23 protein-coding genes are annotated in these 19,361 nt (G+C 56.4%); 12 read left to right on the forward strand and 11 right to left on the reverse strand.

Annotated elements, in window-relative coordinates; translation table 11 throughout:
* Positions 1-371: 371 nt before the first annotated feature.
* The 8 genes from AC6I77_RS08820 to AC6I77_RS08855 all read left to right on the forward strand — a co-directional run bounded on the left by AC6I77_RS08820 (position 372) and on the right by AC6I77_RS08855 (position 5,705).
* Positions 372-1,352: a 6-phosphofructokinase gene (locus AC6I77_RS08820; protein WP_008925154.1), complete on the forward strand. Its 981-nt coding sequence runs from the start codon at positions 372-374 to the stop codon at positions 1,350-1,352.
* A 9-nt stretch (positions 1,353-1,361) separates the two neighbouring features.
* On the forward strand, positions 1,362-1,676 hold the full coding sequence (locus tag AC6I77_RS08825) for a PTS sugar transporter subunit IIB (RefSeq protein ID WP_003853506.1): 315 nt from the start codon (positions 1,362-1,364) through the stop codon (positions 1,674-1,676).
* The gene (locus AC6I77_RS08830; RefSeq protein WP_497816824.1) at positions 1,669-3,036 is read left to right on the forward strand and encodes a PTS sugar transporter subunit IIC; all 1,368 of its coding nucleotides are present in this window, start codon (positions 1,669-1,671) and stop codon (positions 3,034-3,036) included. Before AC6I77_RS08825 ends, AC6I77_RS08830 begins: the two co-directional genes overlap by 8 nt.
* A complete protein-coding gene (locus AC6I77_RS08835; protein WP_003853511.1) occupies positions 3,023-3,865 on the forward strand; it encodes a class II fructose-bisphosphate aldolase in 843 nt (280 codons plus the stop codon). Before AC6I77_RS08830 ends, AC6I77_RS08835 begins: the two co-directional genes overlap by 14 nt.
* Before the next feature lie 94 nt (positions 3,866-3,959).
* Positions 3,960-4,229 carry a hypothetical protein gene (locus AC6I77_RS08840; RefSeq protein ID WP_003853512.1) on the forward strand — a complete coding sequence of 90 codons (270 nt, stop codon included), beginning with the start codon at positions 3,960-3,962 and terminating at the stop codon, positions 4,227-4,229.
* 9 nt (positions 4,230-4,238) lie between these two features.
* Positions 4,239-4,676 carry a PTS sugar transporter subunit IIA gene (locus AC6I77_RS08845; protein WP_003853514.1) on the forward strand — a complete coding sequence of 146 codons (438 nt, stop codon included), beginning with the start codon at positions 4,239-4,241 and terminating at the stop codon, positions 4,674-4,676.
* Complete coding sequence (locus tag AC6I77_RS08850) at positions 4,673-5,296, forward strand: P-loop nucleotide/nucleoside kinase family protein (RefSeq protein WP_497816825.1); 624 nt, start codon at positions 4,673-4,675, stop codon at positions 5,294-5,296. The genes AC6I77_RS08845 and AC6I77_RS08850 overlap by 4 nt, the downstream gene beginning before the upstream one ends.
* The gene (locus AC6I77_RS08855) at positions 5,265-5,705 is read left to right on the forward strand and encodes a thiol-disulfide oxidoreductase DCC family protein (protein ID WP_182629777.1); all 441 of its coding nucleotides are present in this window, start codon (positions 5,265-5,267) and stop codon (positions 5,703-5,705) included. The genes AC6I77_RS08850 and AC6I77_RS08855 overlap by 32 nt, the downstream gene beginning before the upstream one ends.
* A 48-nt stretch (positions 5,706-5,753) precedes the next feature.
* Here the strand turns inward: AC6I77_RS08855 and AC6I77_RS08860 are convergent, their stop codons facing one another.
* Positions 5,754-6,689 (reverse strand): quinone oxidoreductase family protein, encoded by a 936-nt coding sequence (locus AC6I77_RS08860; RefSeq protein ID WP_008925159.1) that lies wholly within the window; start codon positions 6,687-6,689, stop codon positions 5,754-5,756.
* Between the two features lie 73 nt (positions 6,690-6,762).
* On the opposite strand from AC6I77_RS08860, the gene AC6I77_RS08865 reads away from it, so the two are divergent.
* A complete protein-coding gene (locus AC6I77_RS08865; protein WP_105099195.1) occupies positions 6,763-7,257 on the forward strand; it encodes a MarR family winged helix-turn-helix transcriptional regulator in 495 nt (164 codons plus the stop codon).
* 14 nt (positions 7,258-7,271) lie between these two features.
* Positions 7,272-8,171 carry an L-proline-binding transcription factor PsrA gene (psrA, locus tag AC6I77_RS08870; RefSeq protein ID WP_003853527.1) on the forward strand — a complete coding sequence of 300 codons (900 nt, stop codon included), beginning with the start codon at positions 7,272-7,274 and terminating at the stop codon, positions 8,169-8,171.
* Here the strand turns inward: psrA and AC6I77_RS08875 are convergent.
* On the reverse strand, positions 8,146-8,955 hold the full coding sequence (locus tag AC6I77_RS08875; RefSeq protein ID WP_003853528.1) for a molybdate ABC transporter substrate-binding protein: 810 nt from the start codon (positions 8,953-8,955) through the stop codon (positions 8,146-8,148). The genes psrA and AC6I77_RS08875 overlap by 26 nt on opposite strands.
* Positions 8,956-8,965: 10 nt before the next feature.
* On the reverse strand, positions 8,966-10,273 hold the full coding sequence (locus AC6I77_RS08880) for an MFS transporter (RefSeq protein WP_497817219.1): 1,308 nt from the start codon (positions 10,271-10,273) through the stop codon (positions 8,966-8,968).
* Positions 10,274-10,827: 554 nt separating this feature from the next.
* Here AC6I77_RS08880 and AC6I77_RS08885 point away from each other — a divergent pair.
* A complete protein-coding gene (locus AC6I77_RS08885; protein WP_008925162.1) occupies positions 10,828-11,721 on the forward strand; it encodes a dihydrodipicolinate synthase family protein in 894 nt (297 codons plus the stop codon).
* Between the two features lie 14 nt (positions 11,722-11,735).
* Here AC6I77_RS08885 and AC6I77_RS08890 read toward each other — a convergent pair whose 3' ends face one another.
* The 3 genes from AC6I77_RS08890 to AC6I77_RS08900 all read right to left on the reverse strand — a co-directional run bounded on the left by AC6I77_RS08890 (position 11,736) and on the right by AC6I77_RS08900 (position 13,335).
* Positions 11,736-12,230, reverse strand: coding sequence for a P-loop nucleotide/nucleoside kinase family protein (locus AC6I77_RS08890; RefSeq protein ID WP_008925163.1), 495 nt, complete (start codon positions 12,228-12,230; stop codon positions 11,736-11,738).
* 270 nt (positions 12,231-12,500) lie between these two features.
* Entirely contained in the window at positions 12,501-12,740 is a 240-nt protein-coding gene (locus tag AC6I77_RS08895; protein WP_008925164.1) for a hypothetical protein, read from the reverse strand.
* Positions 12,741-13,005: 265 nt separating this feature from the next.
* Positions 13,006-13,335 (reverse strand): cupin domain-containing protein, encoded by a 330-nt coding sequence (locus tag AC6I77_RS08900; protein ID WP_110411418.1) that lies wholly within the window; start codon positions 13,333-13,335, stop codon positions 13,006-13,008.
* A 139-nt stretch (positions 13,336-13,474) separates the two neighbouring features.
* On the opposite strand from AC6I77_RS08900, the gene AC6I77_RS08905 reads away from it, so the two are divergent.
* On the forward strand, positions 13,475-14,113 hold the full coding sequence (locus AC6I77_RS08905; RefSeq protein ID WP_003853539.1) for an RpiB/LacA/LacB family sugar-phosphate isomerase: 639 nt from the start codon (positions 13,475-13,477) through the stop codon (positions 14,111-14,113).
* 66 nt (positions 14,114-14,179) lie between these two features.
* On the opposite strand, the gene AC6I77_RS08910 is transcribed toward AC6I77_RS08905, so the two are convergent.
* From AC6I77_RS08910 to AC6I77_RS08930, 5 genes are read right to left on the reverse strand one after another with little or no spacing between them, the layout of a single operon-like run.
* The gene (locus tag AC6I77_RS08910) at positions 14,180-14,944 is read right to left on the reverse strand and encodes an ABC transporter ATP-binding protein (protein WP_033762966.1); all 765 of its coding nucleotides are present in this window, start codon (positions 14,942-14,944) and stop codon (positions 14,180-14,182) included.
* A 9-nt stretch (positions 14,945-14,953) separates the two neighbouring features.
* Positions 14,954-15,820: an ABC transporter ATP-binding protein gene (locus AC6I77_RS08915; protein ID WP_008925168.1), complete on the reverse strand. Its 867-nt coding sequence runs from the start codon at positions 15,818-15,820 to the stop codon at positions 14,954-14,956.
* Positions 15,792-16,697, reverse strand: coding sequence for an ABC transporter permease (locus tag AC6I77_RS08920; RefSeq protein ID WP_003853540.1), 906 nt, complete (start codon positions 16,695-16,697; stop codon positions 15,792-15,794). The genes AC6I77_RS08915 and AC6I77_RS08920 overlap by 29 nt, the downstream gene beginning before the upstream one ends.
* Positions 16,694-17,725, reverse strand: coding sequence for an ABC transporter permease (locus AC6I77_RS08925; protein WP_497816826.1), 1,032 nt, complete (start codon positions 17,723-17,725; stop codon positions 16,694-16,696). Before AC6I77_RS08925 ends, AC6I77_RS08920 begins: the two co-directional genes overlap by 4 nt.
* Positions 17,722-19,248 carry an ABC transporter substrate-binding protein gene (locus tag AC6I77_RS08930; RefSeq protein WP_225613765.1) on the reverse strand — a complete coding sequence of 509 codons (1,527 nt, stop codon included), beginning with the start codon at positions 19,246-19,248 and terminating at the stop codon, positions 17,722-17,724. Before AC6I77_RS08930 ends, AC6I77_RS08925 begins: the two co-directional genes overlap by 4 nt.
* Between the last annotated feature and the right edge of the window lie 113 nt (positions 19,249-19,361).

A 19,361-nucleotide genomic window follows, 5' to 3' on the forward strand; every position in this document is an offset into this window, starting at 1 on the left:
CTTTTTTACGTGCACTGAATAATCCAGCCCTCCCGATAAAAACTATTTTAATCGCCTGAACCGGGCCAGAACCGGGAAAAATGAGGTGAAAGTCACAAATTCGCAATGCCATTTTTATGCCCGATCATTCGTAATTCTGTTGGCCAAATCAAAAACCTGTTCGGCAACCTAAGCTGATGATTTGTATTGATTCGTCCGTGAAGTAATAAGTTGGAATAGAGTGACTCTGCTCACAAATAAAGGCCTTAAGCTACTGCTGTCAACACGCCTGACCGAAAAATACCGCGCGTAACTGTGATCTCCTCTGCAAATAGCAACGCCGTGAACCGGAAGAATGGCCCTCAGCAGAGTAAGTCAGCGGGGTGAGGGAAATGCGCATTGGAATGGTGATCAGTGGCGGGGATGTCACCGGAATAAATAACTTTGTCTTCCAGATAGGGCGTCTCGCGCAGGCTGAGATGGTGATATTTGACGGCGGCATTCCCGGCCTTCTGGCAAATAACCATCGTGATATCAGCCAGCGCGATCTGCTCGACTTTGCCATCGCCCCGATTCCGGTGATGCAGTCCGGAAGGACGGAAAAGAAACTGGTGCGCAGCGAATATGATTTAATTGCGCGCCAGCTGAAAAGCGCACGTATTGACGTATTAATCATGGCGGGTGGTGACGGATCGCTGCAGTTTCTCCACATCCTGTCGGAGTCTGGCGTTAATTGTTTCGGCGTCGGTATGACCATCGATAATGATGTCTTCGGCAGTGATTACACGCTGGGATTTTCTACCGCCTGCGAGCAGGTATTAAAAGAGGTCGCAAAGCTGCGTAATACCGGCCGCGCCTTACCGGGCCGGGTTTTTATGCTGGAGTTACTCGGCGGCTATTGCGGTGAATTAACGCTGCAATCGGCGATTAAATCCAATGCGGATATCGCCCTGATTCCGGAGTGCCAGATTCCTTTGCCACAACTGGCACAGCGCATCACCGGACGGCTGGCCGAACAGAACAGCGTGGTCATCCTCTGTTCAGAAGGCTACACCCGTGAATATTCGCCCGGTTTTCAGGGGGCGATCGACACCTTGATCAAACAGCTTGAGCCGCTTATTGGCGTACGCATCCGTAAAACTATTCTCGGTTACGGACTGCGCAATGGTGATCCCACCTGCGAAGAAATTTATCAGGGCACCATTATGGCCAGTGAAGTGGTGCGTTGTATTCAGTCAGGCATGCGGAATAAAGCGGTCATTATTAATGGCAGCAATAAACCGATCCCGATTGATTTAATAAGCATGCAAAAACGCCTGGTCGATATTGACGGGCACCATTACAAACTCGCTAAACAACTCAATATAGTGTGAGGAAAAACCATGCTGAAAATATTATGTGTCTGTGGTTGTGGATTAGGCTCCAGTTTTGCGATTGAGATGAGCGCAAAAGCAGTATTAAAAAAACTGGAAATTGAGGCCGATATCGATCACACCACCATTTCAGAAGCGAATGCATTTAAGTCAGATATGATCCTGACGCAAAAAGCCTTTGCCGATGTATTAAATGCCGACGCCAGTCCGGAGCAGATTAAACGGGTCATTATTCTTAACCGGCTCACCGATAAAGTGGAAATAGAGCAGAAGATCCTGGCCTTTTTAAAAGAACGTAACGAGAAGGTCGCTGCCCATGAATAGTGTGATCGACTTCCTGGTAAAAGATCTGCTGGGGCAGGCCTCAATTCTGATCGCGTTTATTGCGCTGAATGGTCTGCTGCTGCAGAAGAAATCAGCAGGCAAGGTGGTGGAAGGCACCTTTAAAACCCTTCTCGGCTTTTTAATTATGATGGCGGGTATCAATATTATTGTGGGGACGCTGACGTTCCTCAATACCATTTTTACCCACGGTTTTGGCATGCGCGGTTATATCACCGATGTAGCCGCTATCGCCGGACTGGCTAACCGTGAGCTGGGATCTGAAGTGGCGCTGACGCTGCTGGTGATCTTTATCGTCAATATCATCATCGCGCGGCTGACACCGTTTAAGTACATCTTCCTGACCGGCCAGGCCCTGTTATGGATGGCGACGATTGGCGCTGTCATCGGCTACAAAGCGGGGCTGACTGGCCTGCCGCTGATCCTGACCGGCGGCATCTTCGGCGGGATTATGGCGGTCGTGATGCCCGCACTGGCACAGCCGGTGGTGCGGCGTATCACCGACTCCGACGATGTGGCGCTGGGTCACTTCTGCACCATTGGCTATCTAGTCACGGCGGCGGTCGCCAAAGTGGTGGGCAAAGGATCGCGCTCCACCGAAGACCTGAAGCTGCCCGATAACTTTAAGTTTCTGCAGGATACCTATCTGTCGATGGCGCTGGTGATGGTGCCGATGTACCTGATCCCCGCCGTGGCGGCCGGTCCGGCATTCATTGCCCAGTACAGCAACGGCATGAACTACCTGATGTACGCCTTTATGCAGTCGATTCAGTTCGTGGCCGGGGTCTTTGTGCTCTACAGCGGTGTCCGCCTGCTGCTCAACGAGCTGGTGCCTGCCTTCCGGGGCATCGCCATGCGCGTGGTACCCGATGCCAAACCGGCGCTGGACTGCCCGGTGATGTTTCCTTACGCCCCGAACGCGGTGATTGTCGGATTCCTCGCCACCACGCTCGGCTCCATCGTTGGCATGCTCGTCTTCCCGATGTTTGGACTGGCGATGATCCTGCCGGGACTGCTGACCAACTTCTTTGCCGGGGGCACCGCCGGGGTCTTTGGTAATGCCATGGGCGGACGACGCGGCGCGATGATCGGCGGCTTCGTCCACGGACTCTTTATCACCATTCTGCCCGCCATCCTGGTGCCAATGCTGGAGAGCTACGGCTTCACCGGCGTGACCTTCAGTGACTCCGACGTCATCAGTACCGGCCTGGTGCTCGGCCACGCCTTCCAGAATAACTGGCTGTTCGTCGCCCTGTTTATTGCTTTTGTTACCGCGCTTGCCTGGTTTGTTAACGGCAAATCCACCAAACCTCAAGAGGAAAAAATCCATGAAACTTTATAATTTCGCCGACCTGTTAAAGCTGGCTAAACAGCGTGACTTTAAAGCGGTGGGTTCTTTTAATCTTCACTGCCTGGAAATGTTGCCCGCTTATTTTAAAGCGGCAGAGAAGACCAACAGTCCCTTAATGATTCAGATCTCCACCGGCACGGCGAAATATCTCGGTCATAAGTTGCTGGTCGATGCCATTAAATCGCTGTCGGAGAGTATGAATGTGCCGACCTGTTTGCATCTCGATCACTGTTCCGATTTAGCGGCGATTCAGACGGCGATAGATGCCGGATTCAGTTCCGTGATGTATGACGGGTCACATCTGCCGATTGAAGAGAATATTGCCAATACCCGCCGGGTGATTGATATGGCGCGTCCGCATAATGTTTCAGTTGAAGCGGAACTGGGTGCGATTGGCGGTTCGGAAGATGGTAAATGTGTGGAGATGGAGGCGATCGCGTTTACGCCGGTGGAAGATGCACGCCGTTTCGTTGAAGAGACCGGCGTTGATATGCTGGCAATCTCAATCGGCACCGTACATGGCCTTTACACCGGGAAGGCGCATATTCAGCATCAGCGCCTGGCGGATATTACGGCGGCAACCCACACGCCACTGGTGCTGCACGGTGGCACCGGCGTCAGCGATGAAGATATGCGACTGGCGGTAAGCAGCGGGATTGAGAAGGTCAATGTCGGCACCGAAATGAATGTGCAGTGGGTGGCGCAGTGCAAATCGACCTTTGAGAAAGGCAAGGTCAATGACAGCGTGCGTAATTTCCTGGTGCCCGCCAATGATGCAGTGACCAATGTGCTGGTAGAGAAGATGCAGTTATTCCGTTAATTACCCGCGTCGCCATCACCGAATTATTGCGTTAAACGTTTTTATCATCACTATTAATCTGAGACACCCCGGCATATAGGGGGCAGGAGAGCCTATGTTTGGATTCTTAAAAAAGTCTCCGGCTGCGGAACAACCCAGCGAGCAGCAGCAGGATCATCTGGCGGAAGTCAGTCGCGAGAAAATAACGCAACTGGAGCAGCAGCTCGCAATTAATCCGCGTGATGGTGAAACGCAAAAACAATTAATGCTGGAATATAACCGGGCATTAAGTTTATTTGCGAAAAGCCGTCGCTATCGTAATGAAATTGATGCGCTGTTTGTCAAAATCGATGAATTACGCAATGTGGTTCGCCAGTCGATTTAAGGAGAGCTGATGACGATTAAGCAGTTATTGCAAGAGGCCAACGCCATTCAGATTGGCATCGACGCCACGGACTGGCGTCAGGTTATCGCGCTGGCCGCCGAACCGCTGGTTAGCGGCGGCTATCTCAATGCCACCTATCCGGATGCGGTGATCGCGAACACCCTGGCCCATGGGGCGTATTATGTGTTTGAGGAGGGAATTGCCATTCCTCATGCACGGCCGGAAGCGGGGGTGATCCGCGACTGTTTCAGTATGATCCTGCTGAATGAACCGATCTCGTTTGAGGGCAGTGATAAAGCGGACATTGTGATTATGTTTGGCGCGCGCGACAGCAACGCCCACATTGAAGAGGGGATCCGCGCGATTGTGTCGCTGCTGGAGGATGAGGAGACGCTGGTCCGTTTACGTCGGGCCAGCAGTGTCGCGGAGGTTATTGATATCCTATGACACAAAACATCCCCCCTAAACGCGTGGTGCTGGTTAACGGCATTCCGGCATCGGGTAAGAGCACCCTGACGCACGCGCTATCACAACACTTTGGCTGGCCTATGCTGACGCTGGACAGCCTGAAAGAGCCTTTTATGCACGCTTTTGCGCCGGTCGATCGGCAGCGTAACCGGCAACTGGGCTGCGCGGCCTATCAGGCGATCTGGAACATCGTCGAACAGGCACCCGCCAGTCAGGTCTGGCTGATCGATGCCTGGTTTGGTTTTCAGCCGCGCGCGCTGCTGGAGCAGGGACTGCAACAGGCGGGCGTCGAAGAGGTGCTTGAGCTGTGGCTGAAGATTGAACCGGAGGTGGCGGTGGCGCGCTATCAGGCGCGACTGACCCAGCGACTGCCGGGGCATCCAGGCGCTGAGTACCTGCCTGAACTTCATCAGCTGGCACAACAGGCCAGGCCAATGACGCTGGGGCCGTTGTTTGAGGTGGATGCCTGCGCCCAGGATCACGCTGCCGTTATCCACTGGCTGCAACAGCAACTGACCAGAACCCGCTACACTTCAGCTCATCATCAGAGGAGTGAGGAGTTGCAGGATGTCGTCGCCCCCGTATCTGCAAACCGGTGAAAGCGCCGTGCTTTATGATGGCGTCTGTAAGCTGTGTAACGGTTGGGTTCAGTTTCTGCTGCGCCACCATCTGGCGCGGCAGGTCCGTTTTGCCTCGGTGCAGAGCGAGCAGGGCAAAGCGCTGCTGCGCTGGGCCGGACTGCCGGAGGAGAATATCACCACCCTTGTCTACATTGACGGTAATCAGCACTGGCTGCGGGCGCAGGCGGTTTTCCGTGTTATGCAGCACCTGCCAGCACCCTGGCGCGGGCTGGCGGTGCTGCGTCACTTTCCGGACGTGATCAATAACGCGGCTTACGACCGCATCGCGTTAAACCGCTATAAGCTGTTTGGCCGCTATAGCGAGCAGCATGCTCTCACGCCCGATTATCCTGACCGTTTTCTGCATCCGATGCCGTCCGAAGGTTAGTGGCGGCTTGTCCGACAGGCAGGCCCGCGCTGTTGATGCCGCGGGAGACTACAGCGTAAACACTGTTCGACAGCGGCTGTCATCTTCATCCCATGCTGTATCCACCTCAGAAAGAGGCCGTGGTTTAAAAGGCACCGAAAAGCCGTGCTGCCCGGCAGCCTGTAGTAGTTCTGCCAGTGAGTCAATCAGGTCTGCGTTGGATACGCTGCCCAGACCACTCCCCATCAGTGTCAGCCCGGATGCACGCAGCAAATGACTGTGCAAAGGAATCTCCTGTGCGCTGAGTGAGCCAATCTGAACGAAGCGAACGACATGATCACCGCCTCGCACCGCCGCTTCCATGATCGCCAGCGCGCTCTCACCCCAGAGATAATCCAGCACCACATCAATGCCGTCTGCCATCAGGGCAGGAAGTTCAGCGGCCATAGCATCCAGTGTCACGACGCTGTCTGCGCCCTCATTAAGCAGTTGCTGCAGTATCTCCGGGTTCCGGCCGGTCGCAATAATTTTGCCCGCGCCAAGACTGCGGGCGATGCGAATCGCCAGGCGGCCGGATGTGCCGGTTGCGCCGTTAATCAACACGGTTTCCCCTTTGCGCAGTTCAGCCCGGCGGGTGAGTGCGGCCCATGAAGACATGCCTGGATTGGCAAGCGCGGCGGCGACCACGGGGTCCAGCGCTGGAGGAAGCGGAATGACGCAGCGGGCATTGACCACCACACTTTCCGCCATGCTGCCCGACGCGGTACCAAAGGTCAGAAAGTAAACGGCATCGCCGTTTTCGAGGTAACCGGTGCCGTCAATGCCTGGCACCAGAGGATAGGGCGCAGTGGCGCTGTAATGCGTGCCTGCCGCCCGTGCTTTGACCAGCTGGCTCATGGCGGCGGCTTTCACGCGAACCAGCAGTTGGTTTTCAGCGGGCTGAGGAGTGGGGAAATCCCCATAGTGTGGTTTCTGACCGGCCTGACGAATGATGGCTGCTTTCATAGGTTGCTGTCCTTCTAATAATAAGCAATTAAGTGTAAAGTACACACATTATTCCTGCCTCTGGATGGCGTCAATGAAAAGTGTGCAAAATACACATAAATACGATGCGCTGCACAATTGTCTGCTGACGATTGCTGGCGCGCTTAACCGGCCCCAGCGCGATGTAGCGATGATTAAAGCGGCGGGTATCGACCTCGATCGGGCGCTTTTTCCGCTTCTGGTGCAGGTCAGCCGGTTCGGGCCGATCGGCGTGGGTGAACTGGCCGATCGGGTAGGGCGTGACTACAGCACGGTCAGTCGTCAGGTCGCGAAACTGGAAGAGACCGGACTGGTCCGGCGGCAGAAAAACCGGCAGGACAAAAGAATTAACGAGGCAGCAATCACCTTGGATGGCAGAGCGATGACGGATAAAATCGATGCGCAACGTGTGCAGGTTTATCAGCGTGTCTTCCGGCACTGGCCGGAAAGCGATCGTGAAACGCTGGAACAACTGCTCAGCAGATTCGTGTCCGACTTTGGTCAAACGGAAGGCGATGAAAATGATGAACAAAAGTCTGATGCAGGTTAAGGGAAGAGAAAACCATGCCGGTTAATTTCGATCTCAACGATCTCTACGCCTTTCGCGCGCTGGTGGAGTTTGGTAATTTTCGCCTGGCGGCGGAATCGATCTGCCTTTCACAGTCGGCGCTAAGCCGCCGCATCGATAAGCTGGAAACCACGCTGGGTATTAAGCTGTTTGAGCGGACCACACGCCGCGTCACGCTGACGCTGAAAGGGCATGCGTTTGCTCAGCGTTCGGAAAAGCTGCTGGCCGATTTTGAAGAGGTCATGGCCGATCTGAGTGAGGTGAGCTTAGCCCGCACCGGACTGATTACTGTGGCCTGCGTGCCGTCAGCGGCCTACTATTTCATGCCCAACATCATCCGGCTGTTTCAGGTGCGCTATCCCCGCGTACGCGTGAAACTGATCGACAGCAGTGCGGCTAACGTCTATGACGCGGTGATTGGCGGGCAGGCTGACTTCGGCATCAGTTTTTCCAGCCGCTCGCAGCCGGATGTGCATTTTCAGCCGCTGATGGATGACCCGTACGTGGCGGCCTGCAGGCGAGACCATCCGATAGCAGGCAAAAAGAGCCTGAGCTGGCAGGCGTTTTATCAGCATGAATGGATTGGGCTGGATAAAACCTCCGGCAACCGTAACCTGCTCGATCAGGCGTTACAGGCTGTTATGCCGGAGAAGCCCTGTGTCTGTGAAACCCGGCACGTGACAACTATGCTGGGGATGGTTGAGGCGGGGCTCGGCATTGCTGCCGTCCCCGCCATGTCGCTACCTGGCTACGAGCACGCGCTGCTGACGGCGGTGCCGTTAACCGATCCACCGGTGAAACGCACTGTGGGCCTGCTGCGCAAAAATGGCCGGATACTGTCACATATCGCCAGCGAACTGGAGAACCTGATCATTGAACAGTATCAGCGACTTTAACCGGTTTTGACGCTTTCACGGTGTGCAGGCCGCTGGCGTGGACAGCCTGCTGAGCCTCGGGCGAGGCGAGCCAGTGCAGCAGCTTCGCTGCCTCATCTGGCTGTGCTGACCTGCGCACCACGGCACCGGCAAAACGAGTGGTGTATTGCAGCTTGTCCGGCAGTTCACCAATGAAGGTTACGCCTGAAACAGGCAACAGCTCACTGACCTGCTGAAACCCGATGGCGTATTTACCTTCAGCAACCTGGGAAGCGACCGGGATGCGTTCAACTTCTACCGCCTTGCCTTTAACCTGATCCTCAATGCCCAGCCGTTTGAACAGCTGACTGCTGACATATTTGCCGCTGGCGCTGTCAGAATAGGCGATGGAAGAGGCATTCAGCAGGGCAGTACGCAACTCACTTTCGCTGCCGATTTTAATGGGTGTGGCACCCTTTTTAATGACGGCGCCAATGCGGGAGTCCGCCAGTTCAACCCGTGAGCCTGGCAGCGTCGCGCCCTCTTTTTGCAGATTGCTTAGCGCATCGCCAACCATGATGACCACATCAGCCGGTTCACCGCGTGCCAGCCGGGCTGGAATGGCTTGCGGTGTTTTACCCATTGACGGACCAGCAACGGTGTTGATGGTGATCCCTTCCTGTTTTGCGAATTGTGGCGACAGCGTATCCCACGCCGCTTTAAACCCGCCGGAGATCATTACCGTCAGTTCTTTTGCCTGCGCCGTGGCGCTGCCTGCCACGCTAAACAGCAGGGCAGCATAAAGTGACATCGTTTTCAGTTTCATCTTCCGTTCCTCAGCTAACAGTTTCATGGGCAGGCGTGACGGCACTGCGGGTACGACGATAGAGGTAGAGTGTCGCGCCCAGAGCGCAAACTGCCGCAAAACTCATCCAGTAACCTGGCGAGGCTTTATCGCCGGTCATCTCAATCAGGCCGGTTGACATCACCGGGGTAAAACCACCGAACAGCGCTGTTGCCAGGCTGTAGGCCAGTGAGAAGCCCGCAACACGGACTTCCGCGGGCATAATTTCGGTCAGCGCCGGGATCATCGCGCCGTTGTAGAGCCCGTAGATCATCGACAGCCACAGCAGTACACCCAGCATCATCGAAAAGCCTGGTGCCGCCACCAGCATGCTCAGGGCCGGATAGGTGGTGACGATCGCCAGCAGTGTCATGGCGACCAGTACAGGCTTACGGCCAAAGCGGTCGGAGATCGCGCCGCCAATCGGCAGCCAGATAAAGTTCGACACTGCTACCAGCAAGGTCACCAGCAGGCTGTCAGAGGCGCTGAGCAGCAGCACTTTTTTGCCAAAGGTCGGCGCATAAACCGTAATCAGGTAAAACGCCGTGGTGGTCATCGCCACCATCAGCATCCCGGCAATCACCACCTGCCAGTTAGCCAGCAGGATGCGGAACACCTGCTTCACATCGGGATGGCTGCGACGGTTGTTGAACGCCTGTGTCTCTTCAAGTTTGCGACGCAATATGAAGATAAACGGCACAATCAGACAGCCAAACAGGAACGGAATACGCCAGCCCCATTCACGGATGGCGCTCTCTTCCAGCACGGCGTTGAGGATAAAGCCCATCGCCGCCGCCACCATAATGGCGACCTGCTGGCTACCCGACTGCCAGCTGGTGTAGAAGCCCTTGCGGCCCGGCGTAGCGATCTCCGCCAGATAGACCGACACGCCGCCCAGCTCTGCTCCGGCGGAGAAGCCCTGTAACAACCGACCGATCAGCACCAGCATCGGCGCCCACAGGCCAATGCTCTGGTAGGAGGGGATCAGCACGATCATAAAGGTGCCTGCCGCCATGATGGAGAGCGTGACAATCAGGCCCTTACGGCGACCGACCTTATCAATGTACGCTCCCAGTACCACTGCGCCAATCGGGCGCATCAGGAATCCTGCGCCGAACACGGCAAAGGTCATCATCAGTGAGGCGAACTCACTGCTGGCCGGGAAAAAGGTATGGGCGATGTAAGTGGCATAGAAACCAAACAGGAAGAAATCGAACTGTTCGAGGAAATTGCCGGAGGTAACACGAAATATGGCGCCAATCCTGGCGCGATGAGTCATGGGTGAGGTCGTTTGCATCAGTAACTCCAGTAAGGTTTGACGCTTTTTGCCGCGCCTGTTACTGAAGAGTGGATCAGCGCCCGTCGCTAAATAAGTGCAAAAAAGGCATTGATTGATGTGTGGGGAACATGATTTCTGGGGGTTATCATATAAAACCTATTTTATTCAGCAAGTTGAAGCGGATGGCTGTTTTTCTGCTCGTGTTAACGTGCGTGAGATAAGTTTGCGGAATTGTGACAGATTTCATATGCGTGTTACCGTCTAAAACGGAGATTCTGGCGTGACCAGAGGTCAGCGATGCTGGGGGCAAAGAGGTTCAGGACCGAGGTGGCGTGGAGGCATCAGGCAACGGTGATGTCGAAAAACGTACGTAGAGTTGCAGGTAGCGCATCTGATGTTCGGGTCGTGCCTCGGCTTCAAACAGTACGGCAATCATCGCTATTTCCTTTGGGTAAGATCAAAAAGGGCTGTAGCGCAAAAATAGCGGGCGGGGCAAAGCCATGCTTCGGCCAGTGACGAAATATGACTGTACAGGTGATAACCAGCCCGAACAGTCTCATGATGGAGCAAAGCGTATGTTCAGCGGACTCAGTGCCTTTCCCCTTACTCCTTTTGCCGATGGCAAACCCGATGAAGCGGCCTTTCTTCGGATCCTGCGCAGGCTGACGGAGGCAAAAGTCGATTCTCTGGGCGTGCTGGGGTCCACCGGCAGCTACGCCTGGCTGACACGGGCACAGCGCAGGCGCATTGCTGAGCGGGCCGTTGAAAATGCGGAGGCGATTCCAGTGATGATCTGCATTGGCGCGATAAATACTGATGAGGTGCTGGCGCTGGCAGAGGATGCGCAGCAGGCGGGCGCAGCCGCTTTACTGCTGCCACCGCTGGGGTATCAGACGTTGAAAGAAGATGAGGTGTTTACGCTGTTTGAAACCGTGACGCGACACGCCTCGGTGCCAGTCTGCATTTATGACAATCCGCGCACCACCCATTTTACGTTCTCCGATGCGTTACTGAGCCGGATTGCCTCACTTCCCGGTATCGGGTCGGTAAAAATTCCCGGTGTTCCGGCGGCGCAATCGGCAGCAAATGATCGCCTGGCCCAACTGCGCGACATACTGCCTGCTTCCGTGTCGGTTGGCATCAGCGGCGACGCGTCTGCTGCCAATGCGTTGATTGCAGGCTGTGATGGCTGGTATTCCGTGTGCGGTGGGCTGTTCCCACGTGTCGCGAAAGCAATGACCGACGCAGCAGCAGCAGGTGATCATGAGAGCGTCAGGGCGCAGTCGGAGCGCCTGCAGCCTTTGTGGTCGCTGTTCCGCCAGCACGGCGGCAGCTTCAGGGTGATGAATGCCGCAGCAGGTCTGCTGGGACTGACGGCACGCGACTGCCTGCCGCGTCCGCTGTTGCCACTCTCTGATGCGGATAACCAGCAGATTGCTGAGGTGCTTGCGGCACTCGATCTCTCGTAAATTTGCAGAAGATGTTAACTGTGCCGCACCAGGTTAAAGCCTTCCTCCTCCTGCGGCGGTTCAAAATAGCGGGTAATCAGCGTGAACTGCTCGTCCGTGGCGGCAAAGGCGTGTTCGCCGCTCTGATTACGGGCGTGCAGACGCGCTTTACACAGCGCGTCCGGCACATCCAGGTAATGCATGCGATGGTCGGCAGAGGATGCCTCAATCACCGAGCGCATCCAGTCACGATTCCCCCGGGTGTTGGCCGGAAAATCGAGCACAACCGATACGCCTGCGTTAAGCAATGCGACCAGATGCGGCGTCATCGCCTTCCTGAGCTTTGCCGCAACACGCACGTAATCAGCCACCGATTGCATCTCATCCTTATAGAGTGCGGCCAGCCACTGATCTTCGCTGATCACTACGTAACCGGGCGCAGCACCCAGCTGTGCTGCCAGCGTCGATTTCCCGGACGCTATTTTTCCACACAGCAGATGCAGCGTGGCGGAGAAAGAGGTCATGGTCATAGCACGCCTGTGGAACCTGATAATAAATCGGGAAGATTAAGGCTAACAAAAGAGTTGAAAGAGAAGCAATGAGAGTCGTCGGGTCGGTTTAACAAGGTCGTACACGTATATCAGCTATCAGCTATCAATATTCGCGTCGGTGTAAATTACGGTGCAAAAAAGCGGCAGCTTTTCAGCAGAGGTGACGCGCCTGAACGGGGAAATACGGTCAGGCGGGTTTTCGTGGTAATGCCCGGTGTTGAATCTGTGCTGAACAGCCAGCCACAGACTTCATTTTTGGGCCATCAGCAACGTCAGCAGTTCACGGCAACAGGCTTCTTCTTCAGCACTGTCCGCAGAGGCCAGATGACGCAGTAACTCCATACAGCTTTTTTCCTTGCCCGCTTCCAGTAACTCTTCGATTAGAAAATTAAGTTTATCCTGCTCAGATGCAGCAAAGGATGAACGGAACTCACTATTAACCGGCGCGTTGTGATTCAGCGGCAAGGTAAGGGTGTTTTGCATCGGCATATTATTATCCTTTTACGGGTTAAAAAACGAACTGGCGTTGTCATTAAACTTATACAACGATCTTCATTTTGTACAGAAGTGAGCCCGAATGATTTTTTACAGGAAGCTAAGCGCAGCGCGGCCTGAGGGGAAACTGTGGTGAATCATTCAGTTAGCTGGGAAGGGAATGGTGGAAAAATTGTACGCGTTTTAAGTCAAATTTTTCGTGCAGGCAAAATGGGCATTCATGCGGCAGTTCATGAGGCGGCCCGCCGGGCCGCCTGCACTATTGCGTGGTCAGGAAATCTTCGCGCTGTGGCGTAAAGGTATCCAGCAGCACGCCAGCCTCAAGACAGACACAGCCATGAACCACATTGGGTGCTTTATAGAGTGTGTCCCCAGCGCCAACTTCCCGGGTTTCACTGTTGATGGTGAAGGCAAAGCGTCCGCTCAGCACATAGGTCAGCTGCTCATGGGGATGATGATGTAGCGGACCGATGGCGTCTTTTTCAAAACGCACTTCAACTGCCATCATTGTGCCGCCATGTGCCAGTACGCGGCGGGTCACGCCGTTACCCAGATCTTCCAGTGGTCGCTCTTTGTGGTAGATAAACATCATTGTCCTCAAGCAGTCGTGGGCGCTGCAATGGCCGTTTTGTGATGGGCCTCACAGCACCAGGGTGAATTAATCCATGCACTTTAATGGTTTTTCTCTAAAATGAAACGGTGTTTCATTTATTTTACGAGGGTAGATCATGAAAATCGCGTTAATGATGGAAAACAGTCAGGCCGCTAAAAACGTTACCGTGCTGAAAGAACTGGAAGGCGTCGCGCAGCCGCTGGGCCATCAGGTCTTCAACGTCGGGATGAGCGATGAGCAGGATCATCATCTGACCTACATTCACCTCGGCATCCAGGCCAGCGTGCTGCTTAACAGCCAGGCAGTGGATTTTGTCGTTGCGGGCTGTGGCACCGGCCAGGGCGCGCTGATGTCGCTTAACATCCATCCGGGCGTGGTCTGTGGCTACTGTATCGATCCGGCGGATGCTTACCTGTTCGCTCAAATCAACAACGGCAATGCCTTATCTCTGCCATTTGCTAAAGGTTTTGGCTGGGGCGCTGAGCTGAACCTGCGCTTTATCTTTGAAAAAGCGTTCACGGGCGAGAAGGGCAATGGCTATCCGCCAGAGCGCAAAGAGCCGCAGGTGCGAAACGCCGGTCTGCTGAATCAGGTCAAGGCTGCGGTGATCAAAGAGAACTACCTTGATACCCTGCGTGCCATCGATCCTGAACTGGTTCGCACCGCCGTCAGCGGCCCGCGTTTCCAGCAGTGCCTGTTTGAGCATGGCAAAAACCAGGAGATCGTTGCCTTTGTGCGTCAGCTGACCCACTAACGCATTCGATATCACAGGGCCGGTCCAGCCGGCCTTTTTTGATTCTTTTCAGATACCCGCTGATATTCAGCCCGGCTGCGCCAGCGCCGCATGATTGTGGCGACTCGCTTCCACCAGCATCCGCGTATAGGGCATTGCGGCGCGATCGGCCACCAGCGTCGGCACATCCAGCGTCTCCAGCACTTTGCCCTGTTGCATGACGGCTACGCGATGGCAGAGATGCGCCACCACGCCAAGATCGTGCGTCACCATCAGATAAGTCAGGTTCTCCTGCTGCTGCAGATCGCTGAGCAGATTCAGGATCTCTGCCTGCACCGAAACATCCAGTGCGGAGGTCGGCTCATCCAGCAGCAGCACGCGTGGCTCCAGAATCAGCGCCCTGGCAATTGCCACGCGCTGACGCTGACCACCGGATAGCTGGTGGGGATAACGCGTCTGCCAGGCACGGTTCAATCCGACTTTATCCAGCATCGCCACGACCCGCTGCTGACGCTGCCCGATACCCTGAATCTGCAACGGCTCTTCCAGAATGTCGCCCAGCGTGTGACGCGGATGCAGCGAACCGTAAGGGTCCTGAAACACCATCTGCACCTGCCGACAGCGCGCCCGAACGATGTGATGCGCCAGTGGCTGACCATCAATCATCAGCTCTCCCTGCCAGTGAGTGAACAGCCCCGCCAGACACTTCAGCACCGTGGTTTTGCCCGAGCCAGATTCACCGACCAGCCCGAAGATTTCACCCTGATTAACCTGCAGATTTACGTCGAACAGCACCTGATTCCGCGCGCCTTCATCGCCAAAGCTGAGGTTGAGATTTTTTACATTAATCATCACCACTCCTTAATCGGTTAACCAGCTTGCGTGACGTTGTAACACTGGCAGGCGTGTGCGGCGGTGATCAAGGTCGGGCAGCGCCGCCAGCAGTCCCTGCGTGTAAGGATGCTGTGCGCGATCGAGGTCACAGGCGGCCAGTGACTCCACGACGCGCCCGGCATACATCACCAGCACCCGATCGCAAAAGCTGCGCACCAGATTGATATCGTGACTGATAAAAATCAGCCCCAGTCCGCGCGCTTTCACCAGATCATCGAGCAGTGCCAGCACCTGCAGTCTTACTGAGACATCCAGCGCAGAGGTCGGCTCATCGGCAATCACCAGTTCCGGTTCGGTGATCAACATCATGGCAATCATCACGCGCTGACCCTGACCGCCGGAAATCTCATGAGGATAGAGCTGATAAACCCGTTCTGGATCGCGGATCTGCACTTCCTCCAGCATTGCCAGCGCCCGCTGACGTGCTGCCGATTTCTGATCGCGATGATGACTACGCCAGGCCTCGGCGATCTGCTCACCAACCCGAATCACCGGATTCAGCGAATATTTCGGGTCCTGCATAATCATTGAGATGCGTTTGCCACGAATGGCGCGCATCTGCGCCGGGCTGGCGTGCAGCAGGTCGATATCGCCAAACTGCATCCGGCTCGCCTCAATGCGCGCCTTCGCCGGATGCAGCTGCAGCAGGGCGCGACCCACGGTCGATTTACCGGAGCCAGACTCGCCGACTATCGCCAGCTTCTCCTGACCGAGCTGAAAAGAGACGCCGCGCACCGCCGGGGTTGCCTGGCGTCCGTTAATAAAGTTCACGTGCAAATCGCGCACGTCGAGCAACGGCGTGGCGTTACTCACTGCGGGGATCAAGCAGGTCACGTAGGCCATCTCCTAAGAAATTAAATGCCAGGCTGTTAATCAGGATCGCCAGACCGGGCACGGTGACCACCCACCAGCACTCAAGCATGTAGGTGCGGCCGCTGGCGATCATCGCGCCCCATTCCGGATCGGGCGGCTGTGCGCCCAGCCCGAGAAATCCCAGCCCGGCGGCAGTGAGGATAATGCCCGCCATATTCATGGTGATGCGGATAATCACCGACGGCAGGCAGAGCGGAATAATATGTTTCCACAGCACCCGCAGCGGCGATGCGCCCTGTAAACGGACCGCTGAGATAAAGTCCGCCTGACGCAGCGACAGCGTTTCGGCGCGCGCCAGACGGGCGATAGGCGGCCACGCGGTGAGCGTAATGGCAATCACCACATGCTCCAGACCCGGGCCCAGGGCGGCAACAAACGCCAGCGCCAGTACCAGGCTCGGGAAGGAGATAAAGATATCGGTGACGCGCATCAGCACGCTATCGACTTTGCCGCCGAAGTAACCGGCGGTGACGCCCAGCAGCAGGCCCAGTGGCCCGACGGTGACCGACACCAGCAGTACAATGTAAAGCGTGATGCGCGCGCCCCAGACCAGACGGCTGAAAATATCGCGGCCAAACTCGTCGGTGCCAAACCAGTGGGCTGCACCGGGCGGTGTCAGGGCGTTGTTCAGATCCTGAATCAGCGGATGATATGGCGCGATCCAGGGCGCAAACAGTGCGACGATGCAGAGCAGCAGCACAATGCCGCCGCCAATGGCGGTGAGGGGATTACAGGCCATGCGCCAGAGGAAATAGCCGCAGCGGGCTGCAAACCGCTGGCAGCGTGCCAGACGCTCGCGGGAGTGACTTACAGAGGCAGTGTCAAAGGAGATCGTCATACTTTGGTCCTCGGATCAAACACCTGATAGAGCAGGTCGGAGATCAGGTTAAGCAGTACAAAAATCAGGCCCACCACCAGCACACAGCCCATCACCGCATTCATATCGCCCAGCATCAGGCTGCCGGTGAGGTAAGAACCAAAGCCGGGCCAGGAGAAGACCGTTTCGATCAGTACCGCGCCCTCCAGCAGCGAGCCATAGGCCAGCGCCACGACGGTCAGTAGCTGCACCAGGATGTTGCGGAAGGCGTGCTGCCAGATCACCTGCCATTCGGTCAGGCCTTTGACCCGTGCGGTCAGGATGAACTCCTGCGAGAGCTGCGCCAGCATAAAGCTGCGCGTCATGCGGCTGATGTAGGCCATAGAGTGAAAACCCAGCAGCGAGGCGGGCAGTACCAGATGGTTGAGTGCGTTCCAGAATACCTGGCTGTTGCCGGCCAGCAGGGCGTCGATCAGCATGAAGCCGGAGCGATGGGGCACAATGCCATCCAGGCTGAAATCCACCCGTCCTGCGCCGCCGACCCAGCCGAGATGGGCATAGAACAGCAGCAGGCCCATCATGCCGACCCAGAAGATCGGCGTGGAGTAACCGGCCAGACTGAGCATCCGCACCACATAGTCGATGACGCTGTTACGGCGTGCCGCCGCCAGCACACCCAGTGGTACGCCGAGGCCCGCACCAATCACAATTGCCAGCGTGGCCAGCTCTACTGTGGCGGGAAAGACGCGCAGAATGTCGTATACCACCGGCTGACCGGTGAGCAGCGCATGGCCGAGATCGCCATGCAGCAGCGCGTTAAGGTAGATGCCAAACTGTACCCACAGCGGTTTATCAAAGCCGAGCTGGTGGTAGACCTGCTGGTAAGTGGCCTGATCGGCGTCGGGGCCGACAATCGCCAGCACCGGATCCAGCGGCATTACCCGGCCAATAAAAAAGGTCAGCAGCAGCAGGCCGAACAGGGTAATCAGCACCTGCACCGCGCGATGGCTGATGCGACGGCACTGATGTCGGGTCAGGGTCAGAATCATGGGGTGCCTCCCGCCAGGGCTTCAGGGGTTTTCCAGACGTCGCGCAGAAAGGTGGTCGCGGAGGGATGGGGCTGATACGCCTGCACCCGGTTACTGACCACCACGGAGTCGAGCATTTGTGAAATCGGCATCAGCGCAGGCACCAGCTGGTCATAGCGTTGCTGGATGGCGAAATAGTCCTGCTGCTGACGGGATTTGTCGCGTTCAACCAATGCCTGATCGATCATGCGGTTAAGCTGCGCGTCGTAGAAACCGGTGCGCCAGCCCTGAAAGTTAGTCAGCCGGGCGCTGTCCGCATTGTTCGGGTTGTAGACCAGCGAACGCAGGCTGGAGTGGGGATGCGGCTCTACACCGCTGCCGCCGCGTCCGACCAGCAGATTAAACTGACGATCGCGCATCGCGCCATAAATCTGGTTGCCGGTGCCGGTAATGATTTTTGCGCGAATCCCGCCCTGCAGCAGCGTTGACTGCACCGCGATGGCGATATTCAGGAACGGCTGATCGGCCAGCACCCGCAGCGTGGTGTTGAAGCCGTCCGGATAACCCGCCTCAGCCAGCAATGCCCGGGCACGCGGCACATCAAGCCGGTAACCGGGGTCGGGTAGCGTGGCGGGCATCCCGGCCTGAATCGGGCGCTGATGGAGTTCGCCGTAGCCGGTCATCAGGCTCTTATTGATGCCCTGATAATCGACCAGATAGCGGACCGCCTCACGCACTTTGCTATTCCCGAAGTGCGGATCTTTCATGCTCATCGCCAGGTAATAAATCGTCCCTTTTCTGACTGCGTCGATGGTGAGGTCGGGATCGTGGCGCAGGGCGCGCACGTCGGGGATCGCCATGTTACTGGCAATATCCAGGTCGCCTTTCTCCATCATCAGCCGCAGGGTCTGCGACTCCTGAAGGTGGCGGAACACCACCCGCGATATTTTTGCCTCTCCGCGCCAGTAGTCTGCCGCGCGACTCATCCGCAGCACATCTTTTGCCTGCCAGACATCCAGCCGGAACGGGCCGGAACCCGCTTCATGCGTGGTCAGCCAGCGGTTGCCCCAGTCGCCATCAACCTCATGCTGCTGCACCGTTTTGCGGTCCAGGACCACCATGCTGCCCAGCGCCGCCAGCGAGTAAATCACCAGTTGCGGATCGTTTGGCTTAGGAAGTGTGATCACCAGCGTGCGGTCGTCGGGGGCGGTGATCATCTGGTCAACGTTGTCGCGGCTGAAACCGTACGATTTCCACACTGAAGCCTGCGCCAGATTCAGATGCAGCACCCGCCGCATCGACCAGACCGCATCGGCGCTGGTGAGCGGATTACCGGAATGAAACCTGACGTTGTCACGCAGGTGAAAGGTCAGGGTGCGGTTATCGGGGCTCACTGACCAGCGTTCGGCCAGCGCCGGGCGCACCTCGGTGAGCTGCTGCGGGTTCAGCTCAACCAGGCCGTCATAAAGATTCACCACTATGCCGACCACCTCGTTGCCGGTCATGGCGGCCGGATCCAGGGTGAGCAGGTTATTCATGTTCATGCCGACGATTAGCTGATCATCCGGCGTTTTTGCCTGGATAGACGCGCTGCTCGTCAGCACCAGCAGCGTGATCAGCCACGCGCCACATCGTTGTGTCAGGGTCATAAGTGAAG

Source organism: Pantoea sp. X-Soil-ISGK-259, from assembly GCF_059730705.1.

Coding starts and splice junctions, on each gene's coding strand:
- AC6I77_RS08820 (WP_008925154.1), top strand. CDS start 372: ATGCGCATTGGAATGGTGATCAGTGGCGGGGATGTCACCGGAATAAAT.
- AC6I77_RS08825 (WP_003853506.1), top strand. CDS start 1,362: ATGCTGAAAATATTATGTGTCTGTGGTTGTGGATTAGGCTCCAGTTTT.
- AC6I77_RS08830 (WP_497816824.1), top strand. CDS start 1,669: ATGAATAGTGTGATCGACTTCCTGGTAAAAGATCTGCTGGGGCAGGCC.
- AC6I77_RS08835 (WP_003853511.1), top strand. CDS start 3,023: ATGAAACTTTATAATTTCGCCGACCTGTTAAAGCTGGCTAAACAGCGT.
- AC6I77_RS08840 (WP_003853512.1), top strand. CDS start 3,960: ATGTTTGGATTCTTAAAAAAGTCTCCGGCTGCGGAACAACCCAGCGAG.
- AC6I77_RS08845 (WP_003853514.1), top strand. CDS start 4,239: ATGACGATTAAGCAGTTATTGCAAGAGGCCAACGCCATTCAGATTGGC.
- AC6I77_RS08850 (WP_497816825.1), top strand. CDS start 4,673: ATGACACAAAACATCCCCCCTAAACGCGTGGTGCTGGTTAACGGCATT.
- AC6I77_RS08855 (WP_182629777.1), top strand. CDS start 5,265: ATGTCGTCGCCCCCGTATCTGCAAACCGGTGAAAGCGCCGTGCTTTAT.
- AC6I77_RS08860 (WP_008925159.1), bottom strand. CDS start 6,689: ATGAAAGCAGCCATCATTCGTCAGGCCGGTCAGAAACCACACTATGGG.
- AC6I77_RS08865 (WP_105099195.1), top strand. CDS start 6,763: ATGAAAAGTGTGCAAAATACACATAAATACGATGCGCTGCACAATTGT.
- psrA (WP_003853527.1), top strand. CDS start 7,272: ATGCCGGTTAATTTCGATCTCAACGATCTCTACGCCTTTCGCGCGCTG.
- AC6I77_RS08875 (WP_003853528.1), bottom strand. CDS start 8,955: ATGAAACTGAAAACGATGTCACTTTATGCTGCCCTGCTGTTTAGCGTG.
- AC6I77_RS08885 (WP_008925162.1), top strand. CDS start 10,828: ATGTTCAGCGGACTCAGTGCCTTTCCCCTTACTCCTTTTGCCGATGGC.
- AC6I77_RS08890 (WP_008925163.1), bottom strand. CDS start 12,230: ATGACCATGACCTCTTTCTCCGCCACGCTGCATCTGCTGTGTGGAAAA.
- AC6I77_RS08895 (WP_008925164.1), bottom strand. CDS start 12,740: ATGCCGATGCAAAACACCCTTACCTTGCCGCTGAATCACAACGCGCCG.
- AC6I77_RS08900 (WP_110411418.1), bottom strand. CDS start 13,335: ATGTTTATCTACCACAAAGAGCGACCACTGGAAGATCTGGGTAACGGC.
- AC6I77_RS08905 (WP_003853539.1), top strand. CDS start 13,475: ATGAAAATCGCGTTAATGATGGAAAACAGTCAGGCCGCTAAAAACGTT.
- AC6I77_RS08910 (WP_033762966.1), bottom strand. CDS start 14,944: ATGATTAATGTAAAAAATCTCAACCTCAGCTTTGGCGATGAAGGCGCG.
- AC6I77_RS08920 (WP_003853540.1), bottom strand. CDS start 16,697: ATGACGATCTCCTTTGACACTGCCTCTGTAAGTCACTCCCGCGAGCGT.
- AC6I77_RS08925 (WP_497816826.1), bottom strand. CDS start 17,725: ATGATTCTGACCCTGACCCGACATCAGTGCCGTCGCATCAGCCATCGC.
- AC6I77_RS08930 (WP_225613765.1), bottom strand. CDS start 19,248: ATGAACATGAATAACCTGCTCACCCTGGATCCGGCCGCCATGACCGGC.